Source organism: Priestia sp. JSM ZJ58, assembly GCF_044383985.1.
In the GTDB taxonomy this organism is placed as follows: domain Bacteria; phylum Bacillota; class Bacilli; order Bacillales; family Bacillaceae_H; genus Priestia; species Priestia zanthoxyli.
The window spans coordinates 195,994-218,064 of sequence record NZ_JBISEM010000002.1 but is presented as its reverse complement, the minus strand read 5'-3'; the positions used below and the strand labels follow the sequence as shown (position 1 = coordinate 218,064).

Annotated in this window: 21 protein-coding genes; 15 read left to right on the top strand and 6 right to left on the bottom strand. The window is 37.3% G+C overall.

The genetic code is table 11. The annotated features are described in order from the left end of the window. Positions 1 to 21 precede the first annotated feature (21 nt). The 11 genes from ACH6EI_RS22495 (at position 22) to fabZ (ending at position 9,379) form a co-directional block, all read left to right on the top strand. On the top strand, positions 22 to 426 hold the full coding sequence (locus tag ACH6EI_RS22495) for a F0F1 ATP synthase subunit epsilon (protein WP_028411988.1): 405 nt from the start codon (positions 22 to 24) through the stop codon (positions 424 to 426). Between the two features lie 274 nt (positions 427 to 700). Continuing rightward, positions 701 to 937, top strand: a complete 237-nt coding sequence (locus ACH6EI_RS22490) for a DUF1146 family protein (RefSeq protein ID WP_013059797.1) — start codon at positions 701 to 703, stop codon at positions 935 to 937. Between the two features lie 160 nt (positions 938 to 1,097). Continuing rightward, on the top strand, positions 1,098 to 1,838 hold the full coding sequence (locus ACH6EI_RS22485; RefSeq protein WP_028411989.1) for a YwmB family TATA-box binding protein: 741 nt from the start codon (positions 1,098 to 1,100) through the stop codon (positions 1,836 to 1,838). 31 nt (positions 1,839 to 1,869) lie between these two features. Further along, positions 1,870 to 3,174 (top strand): UDP-N-acetylglucosamine 1-carboxyvinyltransferase, encoded by a 1,305-nt coding sequence (gene murA / locus ACH6EI_RS22480; RefSeq protein ID WP_028411990.1) that lies wholly within the window; start codon positions 1,870 to 1,872, stop codon positions 3,172 to 3,174. Positions 3,175 to 3,335: 161 nt separating this feature from the next. After that, the gene (gene spoIID / locus ACH6EI_RS22475) at positions 3,336 to 4,358 is read left to right on the top strand and encodes a stage II sporulation protein D (protein WP_028411991.1); all 1,023 of its coding nucleotides are present in this window, start codon (positions 3,336 to 3,338) and stop codon (positions 4,356 to 4,358) included. Between the two features lie 161 nt (positions 4,359 to 4,519). Then, positions 4,520 to 5,350, top strand: coding sequence for a stage II sporulation protein SpoIIQ (gene spoIIQ, locus ACH6EI_RS22470; protein ID WP_028409695.1), 831 nt, complete (start codon positions 4,520 to 4,522; stop codon positions 5,348 to 5,350). 275 nt (positions 5,351 to 5,625) lie between these two features. Then, complete coding sequence (gene spoIIID, locus ACH6EI_RS22465) at positions 5,626 to 5,889, top strand: sporulation transcriptional regulator SpoIIID (RefSeq protein ID WP_013059792.1); 264 nt, start codon at positions 5,626 to 5,628, stop codon at positions 5,887 to 5,889. A gap of 186 nt (positions 5,890 to 6,075) precedes the next feature. Beyond that, a complete protein-coding gene (gene mreB / locus ACH6EI_RS22460; protein ID WP_013059791.1) occupies positions 6,076 to 7,077 on the top strand; it encodes a rod shape-determining protein in 1,002 nt (333 codons plus the stop codon). 114 nt (positions 7,078 to 7,191) lie between these two features. Next, positions 7,192 to 8,016, top strand: a complete 825-nt coding sequence (locus tag ACH6EI_RS22455) for a flagellar hook-basal body protein (RefSeq protein WP_099331345.1) — start codon at positions 7,192 to 7,194, stop codon at positions 8,014 to 8,016. 23 nt (positions 8,017 to 8,039) lie between these two features. Continuing rightward, the gene (locus ACH6EI_RS22450) at positions 8,040 to 8,861 is read left to right on the top strand and encodes a flagellar hook-basal body protein (protein ID WP_099331344.1); all 822 of its coding nucleotides are present in this window, start codon (positions 8,040 to 8,042) and stop codon (positions 8,859 to 8,861) included. 83 nt (positions 8,862 to 8,944) lie between these two features. After that, complete coding sequence (gene fabZ, locus ACH6EI_RS22445) at positions 8,945 to 9,379, top strand: 3-hydroxyacyl-ACP dehydratase FabZ (protein ID WP_013059788.1); 435 nt, start codon at positions 8,945 to 8,947, stop codon at positions 9,377 to 9,379. 28 nt (positions 9,380 to 9,407) lie between these two features. On the opposite strand, the gene ACH6EI_RS22440 is transcribed toward fabZ, so the two are convergent. Then, positions 9,408 to 9,830, bottom strand: coding sequence for a helix-turn-helix domain-containing protein (locus tag ACH6EI_RS22440; protein WP_099331343.1), 423 nt, complete (start codon positions 9,828 to 9,830; stop codon positions 9,408 to 9,410). A gap of 523 nt (positions 9,831 to 10,353) precedes the next feature. Further along, entirely contained in the window at positions 10,354 to 10,791 is a 438-nt protein-coding gene (locus ACH6EI_RS22435) for a YwpF family protein (RefSeq protein ID WP_099331342.1), read from the bottom strand. Positions 10,792 to 10,887: 96 nt separating this feature from the next. Here ACH6EI_RS22435 and ssb point away from each other — a divergent pair, with 96 nt between their 5' ends. Beyond that, positions 10,888 to 11,250, top strand: a complete 363-nt coding sequence (gene ssb / locus ACH6EI_RS22430; protein ID WP_028411997.1) for a single-stranded DNA-binding protein — start codon at positions 10,888 to 10,890, stop codon at positions 11,248 to 11,250. 282 nt (positions 11,251 to 11,532) lie between these two features. Here the strand turns inward: ssb and ACH6EI_RS22425 are convergent, their stop codons facing one another. From ACH6EI_RS22425 to ACH6EI_RS22415, 3 genes are all read right to left on the bottom strand, one after another. Then, positions 11,533 to 12,579, bottom strand: coding sequence for a C40 family peptidase (locus ACH6EI_RS22425; protein WP_099331341.1), 1,047 nt, complete (start codon positions 12,577 to 12,579; stop codon positions 11,533 to 11,535). Positions 12,580 to 12,876: 297 nt separating this feature from the next. Continuing rightward, entirely contained in the window at positions 12,877 to 15,507 is a 2,631-nt protein-coding gene (locus ACH6EI_RS22420) for a DEAD/DEAH box helicase (protein WP_049166295.1), read from the bottom strand. Further along, the gene (locus ACH6EI_RS22415) at positions 15,500 to 17,062 is read right to left on the bottom strand and encodes a replication initiation protein (protein ID WP_099331340.1); all 1,563 of its coding nucleotides are present in this window, start codon (positions 17,060 to 17,062) and stop codon (positions 15,500 to 15,502) included. The genes ACH6EI_RS22420 and ACH6EI_RS22415 overlap by 8 nt, the downstream gene beginning before the upstream one ends. A 241-nt stretch (positions 17,063 to 17,303) precedes the next feature. On the opposite strand from ACH6EI_RS22415, the gene galU reads away from it, so the two are divergent. The 3 genes from galU (at position 17,304) to ACH6EI_RS22400 (ending at position 20,492) form a co-directional block, all read left to right on the top strand. Continuing rightward, positions 17,304 to 18,188: a UTP--glucose-1-phosphate uridylyltransferase GalU gene (galU, locus tag ACH6EI_RS22410; protein ID WP_028412001.1), complete on the top strand. Its 885-nt coding sequence runs from the start codon at positions 17,304 to 17,306 to the stop codon at positions 18,186 to 18,188. Between the two features lie 246 nt (positions 18,189 to 18,434). Then, on the top strand, positions 18,435 to 19,718 hold the full coding sequence (locus ACH6EI_RS22405) for a nucleotide sugar dehydrogenase (protein ID WP_028412002.1): 1,284 nt from the start codon (positions 18,435 to 18,437) through the stop codon (positions 19,716 to 19,718). Between the two features lie 66 nt (positions 19,719 to 19,784). Next, positions 19,785 to 20,492 carry a WecB/TagA/CpsF family glycosyltransferase gene (locus tag ACH6EI_RS22400; RefSeq protein ID WP_028412003.1) on the top strand — a complete coding sequence of 236 codons (708 nt, stop codon included), beginning with the start codon at positions 19,785 to 19,787 and terminating at the stop codon, positions 20,490 to 20,492. A 36-nt stretch (positions 20,493 to 20,528) separates the two neighbouring features. Here the strand turns inward: ACH6EI_RS22400 and ACH6EI_RS22395 are convergent, their stop codons facing one another. Beyond that, positions 20,529 to 22,058: a flotillin lipid rafts scaffold protein FloT gene (locus ACH6EI_RS22395; RefSeq protein WP_028412004.1), complete on the bottom strand. Its 1,530-nt coding sequence runs from the start codon at positions 22,056 to 22,058 to the stop codon at positions 20,529 to 20,531. Positions 22,059 to 22,071: the final 13 nt, after the last annotated feature.

Sequence of the window (22,071 nt, the reverse complement as noted above, 5' to 3'; positions counted from 1 at the left end):
GGGACATAGGAGGTTTTTTAAATGAAGACAATCCATGTCAGTGTAGTGACTCCTGATGGCCCAGTTTACGAATCAGAAGTGGAAATGGTAAGTACCCGAGCACAGAGCGGTGAGCTTGGTATTTTACATGGCCATATTCCGATGGTTGCTCCTTTACAAATTGGAGCCGTCCGCTTGAAGAAAGCAAGCAGTACAGAACTTGTGGCTGTTAGCGGAGGATTTCTTGAAGTAAGACCTGACAAAGTAACAATTCTTGCACAGGCTGCTGAAACAGCTGAAGCGATTGACGTAGCTCGTGCAGAAGAAGCGAAAAAGCGCGCTGAAATGCGCCTTGATAGCAAACAAGACGACGTTGATGTTAAGCGTGCTGAAATTGCCTTAAAACGGGCAGTCAATCGTTTAGATATTAGTCAACGTAAGTTCTAAAAAAAGCCCTCTCAAACGAATGAGAGGGCTTTTTTGCTCTATTATATAAAAGAGGAAGAGCAAATAGCATTCGTCTATGATTATATATTCCATTTAACTAAGCGTATCCGTCTTCTTTATTTTTCTTAATAATGGAAAAGGATCTTAAAATAGGGAATAAAATAAATGTTTTTCATGTTACCGTTTACGAATTTGCATAAGTGTGCTTTAATATGAAAAGAAGAGACGATGATCGTCTCTTCTTTTCATATGGTGTTTAAAAGGAGTGCTTTTATTGTTTGGAGGAATTGAGCAGCAAACGTTACTAACCATGATTTCACATTTGATTTTTATTGTGATTACTTGGTATGCTTTGCAAGGCTTTCAAATTGAAAAGCTGATGAAACCTAATCATGTGTTTCAAGCAAAATTAATGCTTATTTTATTGACCATTACTATTTCATCAACAGTAAGTAATTTCTTTTTGGATTATTTATTTTGGTCACAGCGCATTCCCTCATTTTTTCAATGATTGGCAGGCTATGAGTCTATGATAAAATAGACGTTCATTCGTTGAAGATATACGAATTTATACGCTAATGTATGTCGCTATGTCTAAATATGACGACCCTTTTCATGTATGTATCATCGCCTTCTGGAAAGACTGATGAGTACGGAGAGGGAGTGGCGAAATGTTTAAAAAAATTAGTGTCTTTTTGGCTATTTTCATTACTGGCTTATTCGTATATCATGGAAGTTATGTGAGCAATGCCCAAAACAATGAAACTACTATTGAGAAGATTGTTCACACCTTAAATAAGCAGCATGTTTCGTTAACTGAAGTATCGTTGTATGCAAGAGAAGAAGTAAAAGCTGTTACTGACCAAAAAACCTTTTATTCGCAAGCTGAAAGTATTAAAAGTAATTTTAGAGGTTTTAAATGGGAAGTGAAGAGGGAAAGAGACCTATGGAAAGCAATAGGTACACGCAAAAGTGAAGATGTGAACGAAGTCATTCTGTTAACTTATGCGATCGATGAACACAGCAATGCGTACATATCGTATCATGTAACGGGACAAGGTTTAAAAGAAAAAAATATGACCCATTTTCAAAATGTATTTCAGACAAATTATGAAAAAATTTTCCTGTCAGAACCCATAATTTTCTCTTGTGCAACAGGGGAAATCAATGATAAGATGGAAAGTGTTTTGTCTGTTGAAATTCAAGACCTATTACGAGCTTTCAATGCTAAACCAGTGGAATCTCTAGTGGAAGAGTCATTTACCTCTGTTTCAGCATATACTGGACTGTGGAAAGAAGCTCTTCAAACGAAAAAGCAGGAAATGAACTTACAAATTGCATTACGCAAGACAAGAATGGGCGGTCAAACAACCATAGTTGTTGGCACACCTATCATTACGTCTGAATATTAATATAGAGAAAATGGACGCGGAGGGGAATACCTTGGAAAAAATCATCGTCCGCGGTGGAAATAGATTAAGCGGTACAGTTAAAGTTGAAGGAGCAAAAAACGCCGTTTTACCTATTATCACTGCAACCTTATTAGCTAGTGAAGGAAAAACAATTCTAAATGATGTACCAGCTCTCTCCGATGTATTTACGATTGGCGAAGTTTTAAGACATCTGAATGCAGAAGTAGATTTTGAAACAAATCGTGTAGTTGTAGATGCATCAAGAGAGTTAAAAACAGATGCACCTTTTGAATATGTAAGAAAAATGCGCGCTTCAGTACTTGTAATGGGTCCTTTATTGGCGCGTATGGGTGAGGCTCGTGTAGCTTTACCTGGTGGATGTGCGATTGGATCAAGACCGATTGATCAGCACCTTAAAGGATTTGAAGCAATGGGTGCTAAAGTTCAAGTAGGAAATGGTTTTATTGATGCAAAAGTTGAAGGAAGACTAAAAGGTGCTAAAATTTATTTAGACTTCCCAAGTGTAGGTGCCACAGAAAATATTATGATGGCAGCAGCATTAGCGGAAGGCACTACAATTATGGAAAACGTAGCAAAAGAACCTGAAATTGTCGACTTAGCAAACTTCTTAAACGCAATGGGCGCTAAAGTTCGCGGTGCAGGAACTGGTACGATCCGTATTGAAGGTGTTAATAAATTATATGGTGCAGAACATGCAATTATTCCAGATCGTATCGAAGCTGGAACATTCATGGTAGCAGCAGCTATTACAGGTGGAAACGTACTTGTACGCGGTGCAGTAGCAGAGCACATCAGTTCACTTGTTGCTAAAATGGAAGAAATGGGTGTTGAAATTACTGAAGAAGGCGACGGCTTACGTGTTGTAGGACCTGAAAAGCTAAAATCAGTAGATATTAAAACAATGCCTCATCCAGGGTTCCCTACGGATATGCAATCTCAAATGATGGCATTATTATTAGCAGCAGAAGGCACAAGTATGATTACAGAAACAGTTTTTGAAAACCGCTTTATGCACGTAGAAGAGTTTCGCCGCATGAACGCTGATATTAAAATTGAAGGACGCTCTGTTATTATTAACGGACCTTCTCAACTACAAGGCGCTGAAGTAGCAGCAACAGATCTTCGTGCAGCAGCAGCGTTAACATTAGCAGGACTTGTAGCAGACGGTTATACGCGTGTAACGGAATTAAAACACCTTGATCGTGGTTATGTAAATTTCCACAATAAATTAGCCGCTTTAGGCGCTGATATTGAACGTGTAAATGACGAAACAAAGCAGGTAGAACAAACTCAACAGGCTTCAGACGTCAAGTAAATATGTCATAAAAAAGCATCTCATAGCGAGATGCTTTTTTTGTCGTTGGACGACCCTTATGGCCGGTTTGCTGTCATAAAAGGTTGTCCACCTCCATACATATGGAATATAGGGATATAGGTGTTCCTTGTCAAAATAATAGATATGGAGGCTAGGCGTTCATGAAACAAGCAAAGCCAATCGTCGTACTAGGAGTCATCTTTTTTTTCGTTGTGTTACTCATCCCAACACTTCTCGTTGTTCCTTTTACTGAAAAGACAGATGGAAAGCTACATGAAAATGTCAAACAGACCCCAAAAACCGAAAAACTACAAAAAGTGACAGCGTCTCCTCTTGATGTCAGTGTTTATCGTACGGAAACGAAAAAAGTAGAAAAACTGCCGCTCGAAGACTATCTTGTAGGGGTAGTAGCAGCTGAAATGCCTGCTACTTTTGAACTTGAAGCACTTAAGGCTCAAAGTTTGGCAGCCAGAACCTATATTGTGCAAACTATGATGAATGGAAATAGTCATCTTCCCCAAGGAGCGGATGTGACTGATACCGTAGAGTACCAAGTATATTTAAATAAAGATGAGCTAAGAAGCCGATGGAACAAAGACTATGATTGGAAAATCAAAAAAATTCAAGAAGCAGTGAAGGACACCCAAGGTCAAATTCTTACGTATAAAAATAAGCCAATTAATGCTACGTTCTTTTCTACCAGCAATGGTTACACTGAAAATTCAGAAGCGTATTGGAAGAATTCCATTCCTTATCTAAAAAGTGTAGCTAGTCCATGGGATAAAAAGTCTCCTGAATTTACAAATCAGAAAGTAATGTCTGTTGCTAGCTTTGAACAGAGGCTTGGAGTGAAATTAACAAACAGTGGATCAGTAGGTGAAATCGTCTCTAGAACGCCGGGGCAGCGCGTAGATTACGTAAAGATAAACGGTAAAGAACTGTCGGGAAAAGATGTTCGGGAAAAACTGGATTTATCGTCAGCCGACTTTCATTGGACAAAAAAAGGGAATGAAATTATCATCAACACAAAAGGATATGGACATGGTATTGGGATGAGTCAGTACGGAGCAAATGGTATGGCACTGGAAGGAAAAACGTATAAAGATATTGTTACTCATTATTATACAGGTGTTGCGATTACTCCTAACGATCAGTTTGTTGCACAATTGACAGCTAAACGCTAATTCAACGACCCTTATAGCAGGGTCTTTTTTATGTTTTTCACTTTTTTTAAATAAAATGTATATTTTAGATTCATCTGTTGAAAAATAATCGAAAAAAATTTTTTATCGATGTGTATATATTCATTCAATTGTGTTCAGACTGATTGCTGAGGTGATGATATATGAGAGAGGAAGAAAAGAAACGTACTTCTCCAAAATCGAAAGTTCAAAAATTAGTTAGAAAGCGTTGGGTGTTCCCGGCTATCTATTTAGCGAGTGCAGCAATTATTCTTACAGCAGTCCTTTGGTTTCAAGCTAATGGAAATGATATTAGCAAAGAAGACAAAAGCGGCTATAGCCAAGACGGTACGGCTTATCGAGACGACGCTGTAGAGGTAAATGCTTCGCTTGAAAATTTAAAAATGCCAGTTGCTAGTGAAGCATCAGCTATCGTGAAAAAGCCTTTCTACGACGATCAAGCATCTGAAAAACAACAAGAAGAAGCACTAGTTTTCTACAACAATACGTATCATCCAAACACAGGTGTTGATTTAGCTGTTAAGGGAGATAAATCATTTGATGTTGTAGCAGCAGCTAGCGGTACAGTAACAAAAGCAACAAAAGATCCTTTACTAGGTTATGTAGTAGAAATTGATCACAAAGATGGTTTAGTAACACAGTATCAATCTCTTGAGAAAGCTGATGTAGAAGTAGGAGATATTGTTAAACAAGGCCAAACGATCGCAAAAGCTGGAAAAAGCTTATATAATCAAGAAGCAAAAACACATGTGCACTTTGAAGTTCGTAAAGATGGTGTAGCAATTAATCCAAGCAGTTATTTTGGAAAATCGGTTAGTTCTATCAAAGAAGTCAAAGCAGCTGAAGTGACAGAACCAAAAGACGACTCTTCTTCTGAAGAATCAAAGGATAGCGAAAAATCATCTGATGAAAAGACTAAAGAAGATAAAGATTCAAAACAACCTTCAACAGATACGTCTAAACCAAATGCATAAAGCAAGACCATAAATATGAAAAGAAGCTGGATAAAACCGAGCTTCTTTTTTTATGAATTTTTCTAAAATGAGATGCATTATGTTAAAAAAGTAAATAAAAAACACTAAATTTTCAAAAAAATATAAGAAATCACTTGTCCTTACTGACTTTTCTAGCATATATCTGCACACAAGCTAATAAACTGTTACAAACCTATAAAGAGAATGTTAGAAAAGGGATAATATATACATTCCCTTGGATACTTCTCATATCCAATTTGGGGAGGGCGAGTAGTGTGCACGATTACATCAAAGAGAGAACTATCAAGATTGGAAAGTATATTGTAGAAACAAAGAAAACAGTTCGTGTAATTGCGAAAGAATTTGGCGTTTCGAAAAGTACTGTCCATAAAGATTTAACAGAGCGTCTACCAGAAATAAATCCTGAGTTAGCAAATGAAGTAAAAGAAATTCTTGATTACCATAAATCTATTCGGCATTTGCGTGGAGGAGAAGCAACAAAATTAAAGTACAAAAAAGAAGAAGAAACTGTAAAGTAAAAGAATGCCCGATATTGCCTTTTTTATAGAGGTAGTATAGGGCATTTTAATTTTTGGATAAAATAGGTATATAATAAATATTTTTGCTAATAACAACATACATATACAAATTGTGATAAAATAGTAAATTAGGAAAAAAGAATGGTTATCATGCAAAGATATGTAAATAGAAGGAGGATTTAAGGTATGTTAGCAAAAGACATTGGTATCGATTTAGGTACAGCTAACGTCTTAATTCACGTTAAAGGCAAAGGAATTGTGTTAAATGAACCGTCTGTTGTGGCGATTGATAAAAATACAAATAGAGTGCTAGCAGTAGGGGAAGAAGCGAGACGTATGGTAGGAAGAACGCCCAGTAATATTATTGCCATTCGTCCATTAAAAGATGGCGTTATCGCTGACTTCGAAATTACCGAGTCTATGCTCAAACACTTTATTAATAAATTAAATGTAAAAGGTTTTTTATCCAAGCCTCGTATTTTAATTTGTTGTCCAACAAATATTACCTCTGTCGAACAAAAAGCAATTCGCGAAGCTGCTGAAAAAAGCGGTGGAAAAACCATTTATTTGGAAGAAGAACCAAAAGTCGCGGCTATTGGCGCTGGAATGGATATCTTTCAGCCGAGCGGAAACATGGTCGTAGATATTGGTGGAGGTACAACCGATGTGGCTGTCCTTTCAATGGGCGATATTGTAACAGCAGCTTCTATTAAGATGGCTGGTGATCGTTTTGATGCGGAAATTTTGCAGTACATTAAGCAAAAATATAAGCTCTTAATTGGAGAGCGTACAGCAGAAGAAATTAAAGTGAAAATTGGCACAGTGTTTCCTAAAGCTCGTAATGAAGAGCTGGACATTCGAGGGCGAGACATGGTTTCAGGCTTACCTCGTACGGTTACTGTTTATTCTGAGGAAGTAGAGGAGGCACTTAGAGAGTCTGTCAGCGTCATTGTACAAGCTTCGAAAAGTGTATTAGAGCGTACACCTCCCGAACTTTCTGCCGATATTATAGACAGAGGCGTTATTTTAACTGGCGGTGGAGCATTGCTTCACGGTATGGATCAGCTGTTAGCGGAAGAATTAAAGGTGCCTGTGCTAATTGCAGAAAATCCAATGGGTTGTGTAGCTGTTGGAACAGGTATTATGCTTGATAATATTGATAAACTATCTCGTCGCAATATTGTTTAAATAAATGAAGACTCCTCTATTGGCTCGTTTCATACAGAGGAGTCTCTTCTTTTATTTATTATACTCTGTCAGCCGGCTATAACGAACAACGTTTACTTGTAAGGAGGATGAAGTATGTTTAAAGGGTTTTACACGGCAGCAGCGGGTATGCTGTCTCAGCAGCGTCAAACTGACTTATTAACGAATAACATAGCAAATGCTAATACGCCAGGATTTAAAGCAGATCAAGGTACGTTAAAGGCATTTCCTGATATGTTACTGCAGCGAATGGAATCTGAAGAATTACCCACTGACCGTAGCATCTCTGTTCAGAACAAAAAAGACATAGGTACAATTAATACGGGTGTGTATATGCAAGAAACAGTTCCAAATTTTACACAAGGCGATCTTCAGCAAACGTCTCAATCAACTGATATTGCATTGATGGAGCAAAATATGCCTACAAAAGAGGGCGGCCTATTTTTTGTGGTACAAAGCCCTAATAATACGCCTCAATATACAAGAAACAGTAATTTTACATTAGATCAAGAAGGGTTTTTAACTACGTCTACGGGAGCTTATGTATTAAATACAAATAATCAGACAATTCAACTGAAAAGTGAAAACTTTACAGTTGATTCACAGGGTAACGTAACGGAAAATAATCAGCAGATTGCACAAATCGGTATTGCTTATTCTAGTGATTTACAAACGATTAAAAAGGCAGGGAATGGATTGTATGAAACGTTGAACAATCAGCCCTTGCCTTCAGCAAGAAATAATCCAGGCATTTCTTATCAGTTAAAGCAAGGATTTGTTGAACGTTCCAATGTAGATGCTGCTCAAAGTATGACGGATTTACTAACAGCTTACAGAGCTTTTGAAGCAAATCAAAAAATAATGCAAGCTTACGATAGAAGCATGGATAAAGCGGCAAATGAAATTGGACGTGTGCGCTAAAAGCAACAGGGGAGATGAGGAGAATGAACCGTACAATGATAACAGCGGCTAATACAATGGGGCAGCTACAGCAGCAGCTTGATGTCATCAGTCACAATTTATCTAATACAAATACGACAGGATATAAATCGAGAGACGCTTCATTTAACGATATGCTGTATCAACAAGTAAATAATCAAGTAGACCAGGGAACAGAAAAGCGGCTTACACCGTCTGGAATTCGACAAGGTTCAGGAGCTTATCTAGACCAAACACGCTTAAATATGACGCAAGGTGCTTTTGAAAATACAGACAAACCATTAGATGTAGCTGCATCAAATCCAAACGTTTATTTTCAAGTTGCCGTAAACGATTCCGAACGGCCTGTACAATATACGCGAGATGGTTCATTTCACCTTAGCCCTGAAGGCCCCAACAATGTTAAATTAGTAAACGGTTCTGGCCAGGATGTGCTGGGGGAAAATGGTCAAGCTATTATTTTCAGTAACGCATTTAAAGATATACAGATTGATGGAAGTGGAACGATAACGGTTACTACGAATACGGGCGTTGACCAGTTTACCCTTGGGTTAACAAATGTTCAAAAGCCGCAGGAGCTAGAAGCTAAAGGAGAAAATCTATTTGCCTTTCCAGCTGGGATGAACCAACCGAATATGTTTACAGATCTGACTGGAAAAGCTCGAGAAACAGCAGGCGTAGATCAAGGGAAATTGGAACAGTCAAATGTAGATTTGAGCAAAGAACTCACTGATATGTCCATTGCTCAACGTGCGTATCAGTTTAATTCCCGCTCTATTTCAATTGCAGACCAAATGATGGGCTTGGTGAATGGAATCAGAGCTTAAGCAAGTAGTTGCTTCTCAATTGAGCATTCTGTATATTGATAATAGTATCGTATGTTACATGCGGTTTGAAAGGAGACTTATTTATGCTTGATATTGAACAAATTAAAGAAATTATTCCACACCGATATCCATTTTTATTGGTCGATCGTATTTTAGAAGTGGAAGAGGGAAAGAAAGCAGTTGGTTTAAAAAACGTATCTGCCAATGAAGAATTTTTTAACGGGCATTTCCCTGACTATCCTGTGATGCCAGGGGTTTTAATTGTAGAAGCTTTGGCTCAGGTAGGAGCAGTAGCTATGCTAAAAAAAGAGGAAAATCAAGGACGTTTAGCATTTTTTGCAGGCATTGACAACTGCCGTTTTAAAAAGCAAGTAAGACCTGGTGATCAACTGCGTTTAGAGGTTGAAATTGTACGTGCGCGTGGATCTATTGGCAAAGGAAAAGGTATCGCAACTGTAGATGGAGAGTTAGTCTGCGAAACAGATATTATGTTTGCTTTAGGCGATAAAAAAGAATAGTACATAAGAGCTGCTGATGCAGCTTTTTTTATTGGCGCTGCAAAGCAGAAAAAAGTTTCTTTAATAAAGGTATAATATCCGTTAGTAACTCTTTTTGAAGAGTTGGTGACAGAGATGAAAATTGTAAGAGCACATGTTTTAATAAGGGCTGTTTATCTATGAGGGTTAAAATGGTATTTTCCTGTGAATCCGATTCACGTTTTCTTGTTAAGTAAAGAAGTTGGAAGTCATGTAAATAATCTTGTTTATAAGAGGAAGGCTCAACAAGTTGGTCGAGCGTAATTTGAAAACAATTACATAGAGATAGAAAATCAAAAATGGAAGGCGTTTGTTTCGAACATTCCCATTTTGAAATAGTTGTACGAGAAACATTCAACTGATTTGCTAATTCTTCTTGTGAAAATCCTCCTTTTAGTCTGAAATGTTTAATTCTTTCTCCAAAATCTTTCATATGCATCACCTGATTTCGTAAAGATAAGTATATGTCTTATTGTTCGAATGTAGTTCATGTTCTTTGTAACATGCTTAATTTGCACAATATGAAACATATACACTTTACTTTCTGCAATAGAGGGAATAAAACCTGTTTTTATTTCTTTTTTTTCTCTAAAAAGATTCATTTTTCTGCATGGATATAAAAAAAAGAACAAAAATAGAGGTTTTTATAGTAAAAAAATCCTATTTTTTGTTCGGTATATTGAAAAAAATGGTTGAATAACGGGGAAAAATGCATTAATATACGAATTACAAAGAAAAAGGAGTGAAAAAATGACAAATTTTTATTTGAAAAGGCAAGGCGCTCGCATAAGAGATAATCGCTTCAAACGTTCTAGTCATGCACATTTATTTTTAGGAAAAAAAGAAAGGTACCTCTCCAGTGAGTTCTCTTTTCTTTACCCTTCTCATGGACCAACGAAAAAGACCTCAAACAATAATCCTCTCTTTTAAATCCAGACACCTTGAGATGACTTGACTTATTTTTTAGATGTACTTTTTACCGGTCTGTTTCGAAGCTGCAGTTTGAACTGTTGAAGTAAATCTTGACCTAATAACCCTTGGTTAATTAAATCCTCTAAGAGCATTTCAGCATAATGAAGTCTCCGTTCTTTTAAAACACCTTTCATCAACAAACTAATACGATTTTCACCAATTGAAGTAATGGAAGCCACGGTAGCTATAAAGGTAGCCGGATCATTTGTTTCTTTCGTAATTTTAGCTTCTACCGTCACTTTTTGTTTATCTTTCAACAAAACATGAAATTCATCGTACCATTTCTTATCGATAACTGCTTCTAAAATCCAGTTATTTTCGCCGTCTTCTTTATTAATAATAAGGCCATTAGTTAGTGAGACAGACTGACGCTTTTCTTGATCATCAACCAATTGAAATGACACAAGTTTAAATGTTTTCATTGATGTTTCCTCCTTTACGTAAATAGTAGGTTATCCATATTATAACATGAATGAGCTTAAAGATTCCCATTATTCAATCAGTTGGAGTGGTAGACTATGATTAACCATATTGTTCTTGTAGGAAGACTGACCAAAAAGCCGGAGCTTCGATATACCCATGAAGGGATTGCCGTATCTACTATTACGTTAGCAATTAATCGAACGTTTCGAAATGTTGAAGGTGAATATGATGCTGATTTTGTCAACATTACTCTGTGGAGAAAAAATGCAGAAAATACAGCTGCTTACTGTGATAAAGGAGCGGTTGTAGGCGTGGTAGGGCGTGTACAAACGCGCACATTTGAAAATAATCTTCAGCAACGAGTATATATGACCGACGTTGTGGCTGATGCGGTTAAATTTTTAAGTGGAAAGCCATCTGATTCTTCTTCATTTGGTTCAAATCAACAAGAAGAATAAAGTGATCTAGTATGAAAGGGGGTGATTAGTTCAGCTAAGGTTTGAATTCCCCTTATCTATCATAATAGAAGATAGATCCTCCTTAAGAGCAAGGCTCTTTCTATATTCTCAAGAGAGAAAATTAAAGTATTCACTATCCCCGAATTATTCCTCTATTTCAGCCGTTAAATTATTTAACGGTTTTTTTAATGAAAAGATCCGAACGAGTTTGATTCTCCCTCAAGAATCAAACTCATTCGGATCTTCCTTCAGCTAACATACTCTTGTCTCAGCTTCTATCAGTTATTTAGCAAACCTTTTTGCACCTAAGTAGCGCTTGCTCCAGTAGCTGTTATCTAAGCTTGCAATGGTTACACCGGTAGAAGATCCAGCATGAATAAATTGACGATTACCAAGGTAAATGCCCATATGTGTAGGGCCGCTAGAATATGTATTAAAAAACACTAGGTCACCAGGCTGTGGATTACTTACGGGTGTTGATACACTCCAATAACCAGCCGTCGTATAGCGCGTTGTAGAAATTTGTTGTTTCATTACGTAATAAATGAATCCGCTGCAGTCGAAACCAGAAGGAGTTGTGCCACCCCATTTGTAAGGAACACCAATATAACGTTTTGCATCTGAAATCATTTGCGATACATTTAATGTTCCGCTAGAAGTTGAAGGTGTTGATGTACTTGGTTTTGTTGTTGGCGTAGTTGTTTGAGCGCTTTTTGATACCTTTAATTGTTGATTTACATAAATCGTATTAGACGTTAATCCATTTATTTGTTTTAATTCGCTGACGCTCATGTGAAATGCCGAAGCTATTTTAGACAGGCTATCTCCACGCTGAACTTTGTAAGTTCCGTTTGCATCCTTAGAAGGAGTTTCTGCTGGTTTACTCGTAGTTGGAGTCGATGCACTGTTGCTTCCATTTACTTTTAACGTTTGGTTAATATAAATGATGTTGGAAGAAAGAGCGTTCAAACGTTTTAATTCTTCTACGCTCATATTAAAACGAGTAGCCACTTTCCAAAGGGTATCGCCGCTTTGAACTTTATAGGTTGAACCAGTAGCAGGAGCTGAAGGCTTTTCTTCCTTATTAGATGGTTGAGAGGTTGAAGCAGAAGGAATCGATAACGTTTGTCCTATGTGAATTGTATTTGAAGATAACTTATTTACGCTTTTTAAAGCTTCTATCGTTGTATGATATTTAGTAGATAACGACCAAAGTGTATCTCCAGCTTTCACTTGAACAGTTGAAGCAGATGCTTCAGCTGAAGCTTGATATAAGAATGTCCCGCCAACAATGGCGCCTAGAGATAAAGCGAGCTGCCTTTTTTTCATTAATAAATCCCCCTAATTATGTAAATGTTTCGTGTTTATTTTTCCAATATGTCTATTAAATTACAAAAATATTATATGTATAAATATGCTGGAATTTAAAGAGAAAGTAAAGGGTCTTTTTCGCTATAAAAATACCTTTTTATTCAAGAAACGATATTTATCGCGTTTTTTGTATCTTTATCAGTAGTTGAAGAACGATTTACACTTATTTTTTTGTGTCGAATGATCTAATAAAAAAAGAGGACAAGTAAAAAAGTCCTCTTTTCGGTAACGGTGTAACACATTTTATAATTTTTCTTATTCATTTCTGTAAGCAAGAAGCTCTTGTAGCTCTTTATTCGAAAGTTCTGTTACCCATTGATCTCCTTGGATGAGTTCATTGTTTAGATGTTGTTTTTGATTGATCACTTCATCAATTTTTTCTTCAATCGTTCCTCTCGTAATGAATTTATGAACATGAACAAATTTATTCTGACCAATGCGATGGGCCCGATCGGTTGCCTGGTTTTCAACGGCTGGGTTCCACCATCGGTCAAAATGAATAACGTGATTTGCAGCTGTTAAATTCAATCCAGTTCCACCTGCGCGAAGAGAAAGGATAAAGATGGCTTTTTTCCTTGCTTGAAATTGAGCAACCATTTCATCTCTTTGCTCTTTTGACAAGCTTCCGTGAAGGAATAAAACCGGCTCGTTGATTTCTTTTTCTAAGGTTCGTTGTAGCATGAGTCCTGTTTCAATATACTGAGTAAAGATTAAACAGCTTTCTTGCTGTGTGCGAATGCTCTCTACGAGTTCAATAATTTTTTCACTTTTATGAGATCGCCGTACCGTTTGTTTAGCTGCACTTTCCTTTAAGTACAAAGCTGGATGATTGCATAATAATTTTAGCTTATTTAGTGTTTGCAAAATCATGCCTTTTCGTTCAAATCCTGTTTTTTCCTCTGTTTCTTGAAGCATTTCTTGAACTAGCTCCTGGTAAAGTGAAGCTTGTTCCGCTGTCAGCGGGATATATTCTTTTTGTTCTTGTTTATCAGGCAGTGAGCGGGCGATGCTTTTATCTTGTTTTGTTCTTCTCAATAAGAAAGGTTGAATGAGTGCTTTAAGCTCAACAGTTCGTTCAGGTTTCTCGCCTTTTTCAATGCCGGCTACAAATCGGTTTTTAAATGAATTGATTGTTCCTAAGTAACCGGGATTGATGAATTCAAATAATGACCATAGTTCCAGCAGACGGTTTTCAATTGGAGTTCCAGTAAGCGCAATTTTGTGTCTTCCTTGCAGCTGACGAATGGCTCTCGCCTGTTTAGTCTGCGGGTTTTTAACATGTTGCGCTTCGTCTAAGGAAATGCTGTTCCATATAAACCCTTTCAACAATTCGACATCCAAAAGGGCAACTTGATAAGTCGTAATCACCACGTCAGTACTTTCACATATCTTCTCAAATGCATCTCCGCCGGTTCTTTTCGGCCCGTAATGAACATGAACACGAAGAGAAGGGGCAAATTTCTGTAATTCTTTTTCCCAGTTTCCAATTAAAGAAGTTGGGCAAACGATAAGAGAAGGAAAGCTATGTAACTGATGAATGTTTGTTAAATAACTAATTAATTGAATGGTTTTACCTAGCCCCATGTCATCTGCTAGACATCCTCCTAAGTTAAACTTTCTCAAAAACATGAGCCAATTCAAGCCTTGCTGCTGATAAGGTCTTAATATCCCTTTAAATTCAGAGGGAGGCAGCACTTCCGGCAGCCGTTCTAAATCCGTTAAGGATGTAATAAATGATTGAAAGGAAGCGGGGAGTTGGAATTCAACTTTTACCTCTTCTTCATCAGTTTTACTGTCTGCCATGTAGGTTAGCTTCGTTTTTAAAATTTCATGAATTGAGACGCCTTTTTTACTAGCTTCTTTAACAATTTTCTGCGCTTGTTTAATTAATCTAGAATCCAGTTGAATCCACTGTCCGTTAATAGATAATAATCGGCGTTTTTGTTCGACTAATTTCCGAAACTCTTCTTCTGAAAAAGTTTGATCGCCAATAGAAAATGACCAGCGGAAGCTGCTGATAGCTTGTTTACCAAACAATGCAGATGAAGTATTTTCTATAGCGCCAGATACTTTTATGGTGGCTTTTTTTAATGATTCCCACCAGCTTGGCAAATGGATAGAGACACCTTGTTCAATCAATGCTGCACTATCTTGAGTTAGAAATTCCCATACTTCCTCATCTGTTAGGACAGACTGAATAAACGCTCCTTTTTGGTATAAAGTAGGAGCCAATGCTTTCCATCGTTCGTGTTCGTAAGCGATATATGATTCGTAGTGATTCCACTCTTTAGGAAGTGTTCTTCCCAGTATAAAAGGTTCTTTGGCTTCATCGTGGGGAATCACAAATGTTTCAGCCGTCCATACATCTCCATCGGTCGTTGGCTCTACAACACGCAATGAAAGGTCAAAGGGAGGATTATAGCTCTCGCCTCCTATGCTTATTAAAAAGTCTTTTCCTTCTTTTTTTAATAGGCTCTCTTTAATTTGTGCTCGCCACTCTTGCTCATCAGCTTGTGAAAGCGATCCAGTCATTTGTTTTTTTAAAGGAAGAGAATGAAATTTCCCTTGGATAATCTTCTTTGTCATATCGACTGCAATTTGCTGATAATCTTCCGCTGAAGCGGACAAAGCCGGTTTCAACACATGCTGTTGAATAGGTGATTGTATGAAAGTGAACATTTGCCATGCAGAAAGAAGAATTCCTTTTTTTCCATTAATCTCAACCTGTGTAGCTTCACTTCCGTAATAGGTCTGTTCATGCCATAGAAACAACGCATCTTTCCATGTATCAGGGAGCAAAATTTGGCCGCTAGGTGATACACAGTAGAGAAAAAAGTCATCGTGTACAGGTTCGACTTCAAGTGTTAAATGAAACAAATCAAACATTCAGTAAATCTCCTTTTTCTAATAGTTGTTGAAATGCGCGCTGTTTCTTCGTTTTTATCGCTAATTCTTCTATATAATGTTCCCATAGTAGAGAGCGATTCATTTGTAGATAAAGTCTTTTTAATTCTTGTAAGTAGATATAGGCTTCTTGATAACTGCTTTTCTTTTTTTCATAAATCAGCTTTGAAATCATTTGATGATAAAGAGGAATAACCAGCTTTTCATCTTTTTGTTTTAAGGCCTCTATCGTTTGCTCGTCATATTTAATGCTGTCATATTGAAGAAGCACCTGTAATTCAACCCATTTTTTTAATTGGTTAGAAGCATATAGAAAATCACTGTATTCAATAAAACTATAGGGAAGTAATGTCTGCAATGCTTCAGTATACAAAGTTTGCTCGTTCGTTAAGTCTTTATAGTGCTGAAATAAATTTACAATCATGGAGACCATATTTCGGCTTCCTTGATAAGTAGTTGGAACGGTGCGTACGTAATCTCCTATATAGGTCATTATATAAGAGCCCCACTGAGCAAAGCGGTCAGTTTCTTTTTCGTGCAATAAATCATTTAACCAAGGGATAAGATAGGGAATCATTTGTAATGTTCCATCGCTCAAACGTTCTTTTGCTTCTCTATCTTTTTCTTGAAGAAATAAAAGATAGGAAAGAGCTGTATTATTTATAAAAGAACCATGCTTGGCTTTTAATTCGCGTTCCTCATTTTTTCGCCATTTTTCTAACGTGAAGACTTTTTGCCAAATAACGCGATAAATTTCAATACGCTCATATTGTAAAGGCATATCATTATGCAATAATTCTCGGATGTATGGGATGCTGTCCTCTATAATAGATAATGCATCCCGATCGTATTTCGTTTGCTTTAATGAATCAGCGGTAGCATAAATTTCATTTGTTATTTTGTAGACGTGACTATATACGAATGATTCCTCGATGTTAGTAGAAAGCTGATGTGCCTGTAATTGAGCTGATAGTTTATAAAATGTATGAACCGCTCCATAGATACAAAATAAAGCATAAAGCAATGGATGCTCAGGAGCTTTTTTCACTAAAGAACGGTAATAGTACTGATAATATTCATGATAAATGGACCGGTCATTTTCGTTCCGCCCCTGCATAAAAAGCGTATACTGCTCCTCAAAAGTTTGTCTCCACTCTTGAAAAGTTGCCTTGGGTTTTTTTAACACTTGTTTGGCAGATAGCATAGTCAAAGCTTCTTTCTCATGGTTTCGCCATTCTTTGAATAGGGGCGAAAGCGGTTCTATTAATGAATACATATAAAAAAACGCTGCAAAGCAGTGTTCACAAAATCCGTTATGCTGACAAGAACAGGTACTTTCAGGGAGCAGCTGTTTGTTTAGTTCAACATAAAACGAATCGATTTTAACGTTTAATATCTGTTCATCATTGTGCAAAATGAAGAATGAATGGGTACGGTAAAGGTCTAGTCCTGCTTGGGCATTTGTACGATAGCGTGCATCACTGTACGGGAAATGATGTATAAATTGGTGCTGTAAGTGATCTGAAAACGAACTCATAATCCCATTCCTTTCTATACATAAGTGGAACATAAAATTATATTTATAAGTGATTAATTTTCTTTTCATTATAAATGATAAAAATAGAATTATACAAAATCTTTTGTTATGATAAAGCAGAATCCAACATGACTCTTTATAAAAAGAAATGGATTCAACATGACTTTGTGTACATACTCAATCGAAGACTTACTATACTATAACCAATAAGCACGATTGACATTGACAGGAGGAAAAGTAAGTGAAAATTCGTAAAGCTATTATTCCAGCAGCTGGATTAGGGACACGCTTTTTGCCGGCTACAAAAGCACAGCCTAAAGAAATGCTGCCAATTGTAGATAAACCAACGATTCAATACATTGTGGAAGAAGCAGTAGCATCAGGTATTGAAGATATTTTAATTGTAAGCGGTCGCGGAAAACGAGCAATCGAGGATCATTTTGATAAATCATATGAGCTAGAAGAAACATTAGCGGCAAAGGAAAAGTGGGACATGCTTGAAGAAGTGCAGGGGATTTCGAATTTGGCTAATGTTCACTACATTCGTCAAAAGGAACCTAAAGGATTAGGTCATGCCATTCACTGTGCAAGAAGTTTTATCGGAGATGAACCGTTTGCTGTTATGCTAGGGGATGATGTAGTCCAATCAGAAACACCTTGTTTGAAACAGTTAATGGACGTATACGAAAAATATGAATGCGCTGTAGTTGGTGTACAGGAGGTGCCTAGGAAAGAAACCTCAAAGTACGGAATTGTAGGTCCTAAAGGAGAGCCTCTTGAAAAAGGATTATTAGACGTAGAAACGCTCGTTGAAAAACCGAATCCAGAAGATGCCCCTTCAGGCTATGCAATTATGGGGCGCTATATTTTAACACCGGAAATTTTTGATATCTTAAGCAGAGAAGAGATTGGTGCAGGTGGAGAAATTCAATTAACAGATGCTATTTTACGTCTGAATGAATTTCAACGTGTTCTTGCTTATTATTTCGAAGGAAAACGTTATGATGTTGGAGATAAATTTGGATTCATTAAAGCAACAATTGATTTAGCCTTACAAAGAGAACCGCTGCGAGAAGAGTTAGTGAGCTATTTTAGAGAAATTGTCGAAAAAGAAGGGCATATGTAAAAATAGATTTACTAGGAGAACTATTGGGAATCATGGAGATTTTCAATAGTTCTTTTGGGTTAGAGCCCGTTGTACAAAAGATGGTTATATCGTTTATTGATGAATTCTCATAAAATGTTACATAATAATAAGTAAAAGAAATTATTTCATGTTTTTATATAAATGCTATCATGAAATGACATTTTTCGATATAATATCAGATAGGTTTTATTTATTAAGCATGTCATATAAAGGAGATTTTCTGCAATGACAAAGAAATTGTGTGTAGTTGGTTTAGGATATATAGGTTTACCGACAGCTGTTATGTTTGCCAATCACGGCTTATATGTACATGGTGTTGACGTAAATGAAAAAGCAGTAGAATTAATTAAAAATAAGCAACTTCATATAGAAGAAAATGGCTTACAAGAACGTTTAGAATCAGCAGTTGACAACGGCCACTTTACGGTAGGCACAACAGCTGAAGAGGCGGATATTTTTATTATTGCTGTACCATCACCAATTAATGAAGATAAAACGGCAAACTTGAACTATGTTCGAGAAGCGACAAAATCAATTGTTCCTTACGTTCGTAAAGGAAATTTAGTTATTTTAGAATCCACAGTTCCTCCGCGTACAGTAGAAGACGTTATGCTACCTGTGCTAAAAGAAACTGGTTTAGAATTAGGCAGTGAGTTATTTGTTTCTCACTCACCTGAACGTGTTATTCCAGGAAAAGTATTTGAGGAACTAGTAAATAATGACCGTATTGTCGGTGGTATTAACGAAGAGTCCAGTCGATTGACTGTTGAGCTTTATAAAACATTTGTAAAAGGAAATATTCACGTAACGGATGCTACAACAGCTGAAATGGTGAAAGTAATTGAAAACACATATCGTGATGTGAACATTGCCTTTGCAAATGAGCTGGCAAAAATCAGTGAAAAAATTGGTGTAAATGCGTGGGAAGCGATTAAGTTAGCGAACTATCATCCACGTGTAAACATCCATTTACCAGGTCCTGGTGTAGGCGGCCACTGTATTGCTGTTGACCCTTGGTTCTTAACGGAGCTTCAGCCAGAACTTGCGAAAATTATTTCTCTTTCTCGTCAGACAAATGATTCAATGCCTGAATATACAGCATTAAAAACGAAAAGCCTACTAGATGAAAAGGGCATTCAACATGGACGTGTAGCTGTTTTAGGTTTAGCTTTTAAAGGAAATATTGATGATATGCGTGAAAGTCCATCAACGGATGTGCTTCATCACTTAGAAAAGCTAGGTGTTGATTACACAGCATTTGATCCTCATATCAAAGAGAATAAAATCGAACGTCAGACGCAAAGTTTGGATGAAGCTGTTGCACATGCAGATGTGATTCTTATTTTAACAGATCATAATGAGTTCAAAGAGCTTCTTCCATCAGCTGTTGAAAATCATATGCGTACAAAGATTATTTTTGATACGAAAAACTGCATTCAGCGTGATCAATGGAAAGCAGCAGGCTTTGACGTAGTGTTACTTGGTGATTCAAAAGTTTCTACTTTATAAAAAGACGGGCTGAACAGCCTGTCTTTCGTTTGTAAAAAACTAAAAAATCAACATACGGGTGATTTAATGAAGGAAAACATCTTAGGAATAGACGTTTGTAGCGACACGTACGATGAGCTAGCGGCAAAGTTACTTCAGGATATAGATAAAGGCCGAAAATCATTTATTGTAGCAATCAATCCTGAAAAAATTATGAAAGCACAAGAAGATCAGGAACTAAAGTCACTGTTAAATCAAGCGACTTATCAAATTCCAGATGGAATCGGTGTGATTTTAGCTTCAAAGCTCAAAAAGGGACGTATTCGTGAGCGTGTAACGGGTATTGATATGATGCTGAAGCTGTGCAAAGAAGCAACAAATAACGGTAAAAGAATTTTTTTATACGGAGCCAAGCCTGGCATTGCAGATGAAGCCAAAGCTAAGTTGGAAGAGATGTTTCCAGGGATTTTAATTGTTGGAACATTAAATGGCTACGAAAAAAATGAAGAAGTCATTGAACGTACGATTAATGATTCAGGAGCAGAAATTGTGTTTGTGGCTTTAGGCAGTCCAGCCCAAGAAAATTGGATTATTGCTCATAAAGAGAAACTTAATCCTTCTGTTTATCAAGGCGTAGGGGGCTCGTTCGATGTTATTTCAGGACGATTGAACCGAGCACCTGCTGTTTTTCAAAAGTTTGGTTTAGAGTGGCTTTATCGACTGTTAAAAGAACCATGGAGATGGAAGCGTCAGTTAGAATTACCTAGGTTTCTTCTTCGAGTGTTAAGAGGTTAAAAAAGCATGCGGATTATATCCGCATGCTTTTTATTTTTAGATATCTTCTTTCTTGTTTTGTTGCTTGATTTCATCCGTTAGTTCGTGCAAGCTCTGGCGCACATTTCCTTTTCCAGAAAAGTTCTCAATCAATTCCTTTACATCTATACCTGAGGATGCTTTCAGCGATTCTTGAAGAGAAGACATTAAGTTTGTTGCATAACCAGTCACTTTATTAGCTCCGCTGTTTTCACCGTTGCTTCCTGTATCCACAACCGTAATTTTATCGATATTTGCTAAAGGACTTGCAACTTGTTTTGCATATTCAGGAAGCATTTTGATAATCATATCTAAAATAGCCGCTTGACCAAACTGCTCGAATGCTTCCGCAACTTTTTGTTTAGCCTCTGCTTCTGCTAAACCTTTTAAGCGGATAATCTCAGCTTCAGATTCACCTTGGGCACGCTGAGCGTCAGCTTTTGCTAAACCATCAATTCGAACGCGTTCAGCTTCAGCTTTAGCCATTGCTTCAATTCGATATTTGTTGGCGTCAGCTTCCGCAAGCTGTTTTGCTTTTTCAGCTTCTGCGGATTGCTCAACAGAGTAACGATCTGCATCTGCTTTCTTTTTTACTTCAGAATCGTATTGACGCTCACGACGAAGAATTTCTTTTTCTTCTAATTCAATTTGTTTCTGACGTTCAATAATGCGGATTTGCATTTCTTGTTCTGTTACATCTTGTTTCGCGCGAGCTGTTTCTAGATCATACGCTTGGTCAGCACGAGCTTTGGCAATATCTTGTTCGCGACGATATTCAGCGGTTTTTAATTGATTCATTTTTTCAGCTTCCGCGATTTCTGTATTTCGCTCAAGCTCCGCTTTTTGGGCATCTTTATGAGCCTCGGCACGCTTGATTCTTGTTTCTTTTTCAGCTTCCGCTGTTGCAATGTCAGCATCTCGCTTAACTTGAGCAATACGAGGCTTCCCTAGCGATTCTAGATAGCCGTTCTTATCCCGAACGTCTTTAATTGTAAACGATACAATAATTAATCCCATTTTAGCTAGATCTTGTGAAGCTACGCGCTGTACTTCTTGAGAGAATTTTTCACGGTTTTTATAAATTTCTTCGACCGTCATAGAACCAAGAATCGAACGAAGGTGACCTTCTAAGACTTCTCTAGCTTCGGTTTCACGATCTTCTTTTGCTTTGCCCAAAAACTGCTCAGCGGCCGTTGCGATTTCTGAAATAGAACCTCCAATTTTGATGATTGATACCCCATCAGCCATAACTGGAACACCTTGTTCTGTATATACTTCAGGTGTAGATACTTCCAGTTTGCTTGACAACAAGCTCAGAGGCTCAGCCTGTTGAAAAACTGGCAGCACAAACGTACCGCCGCCGCGAACAATTTTAATCCGGTTTCCGGATTCATCGACGTGTACGTTTTTATTTCCCAGATAGCTCCCTGTTACAATTAACGCTTCATCTGGACCTGCTGTACGGTATTTTGTAATAAATACGGCAATCAGCGCAATTAGTAAAAAAACAACAATTCCAACGACAACTAATATAGGTGTTGAAAACATAAAACTCCCCCTA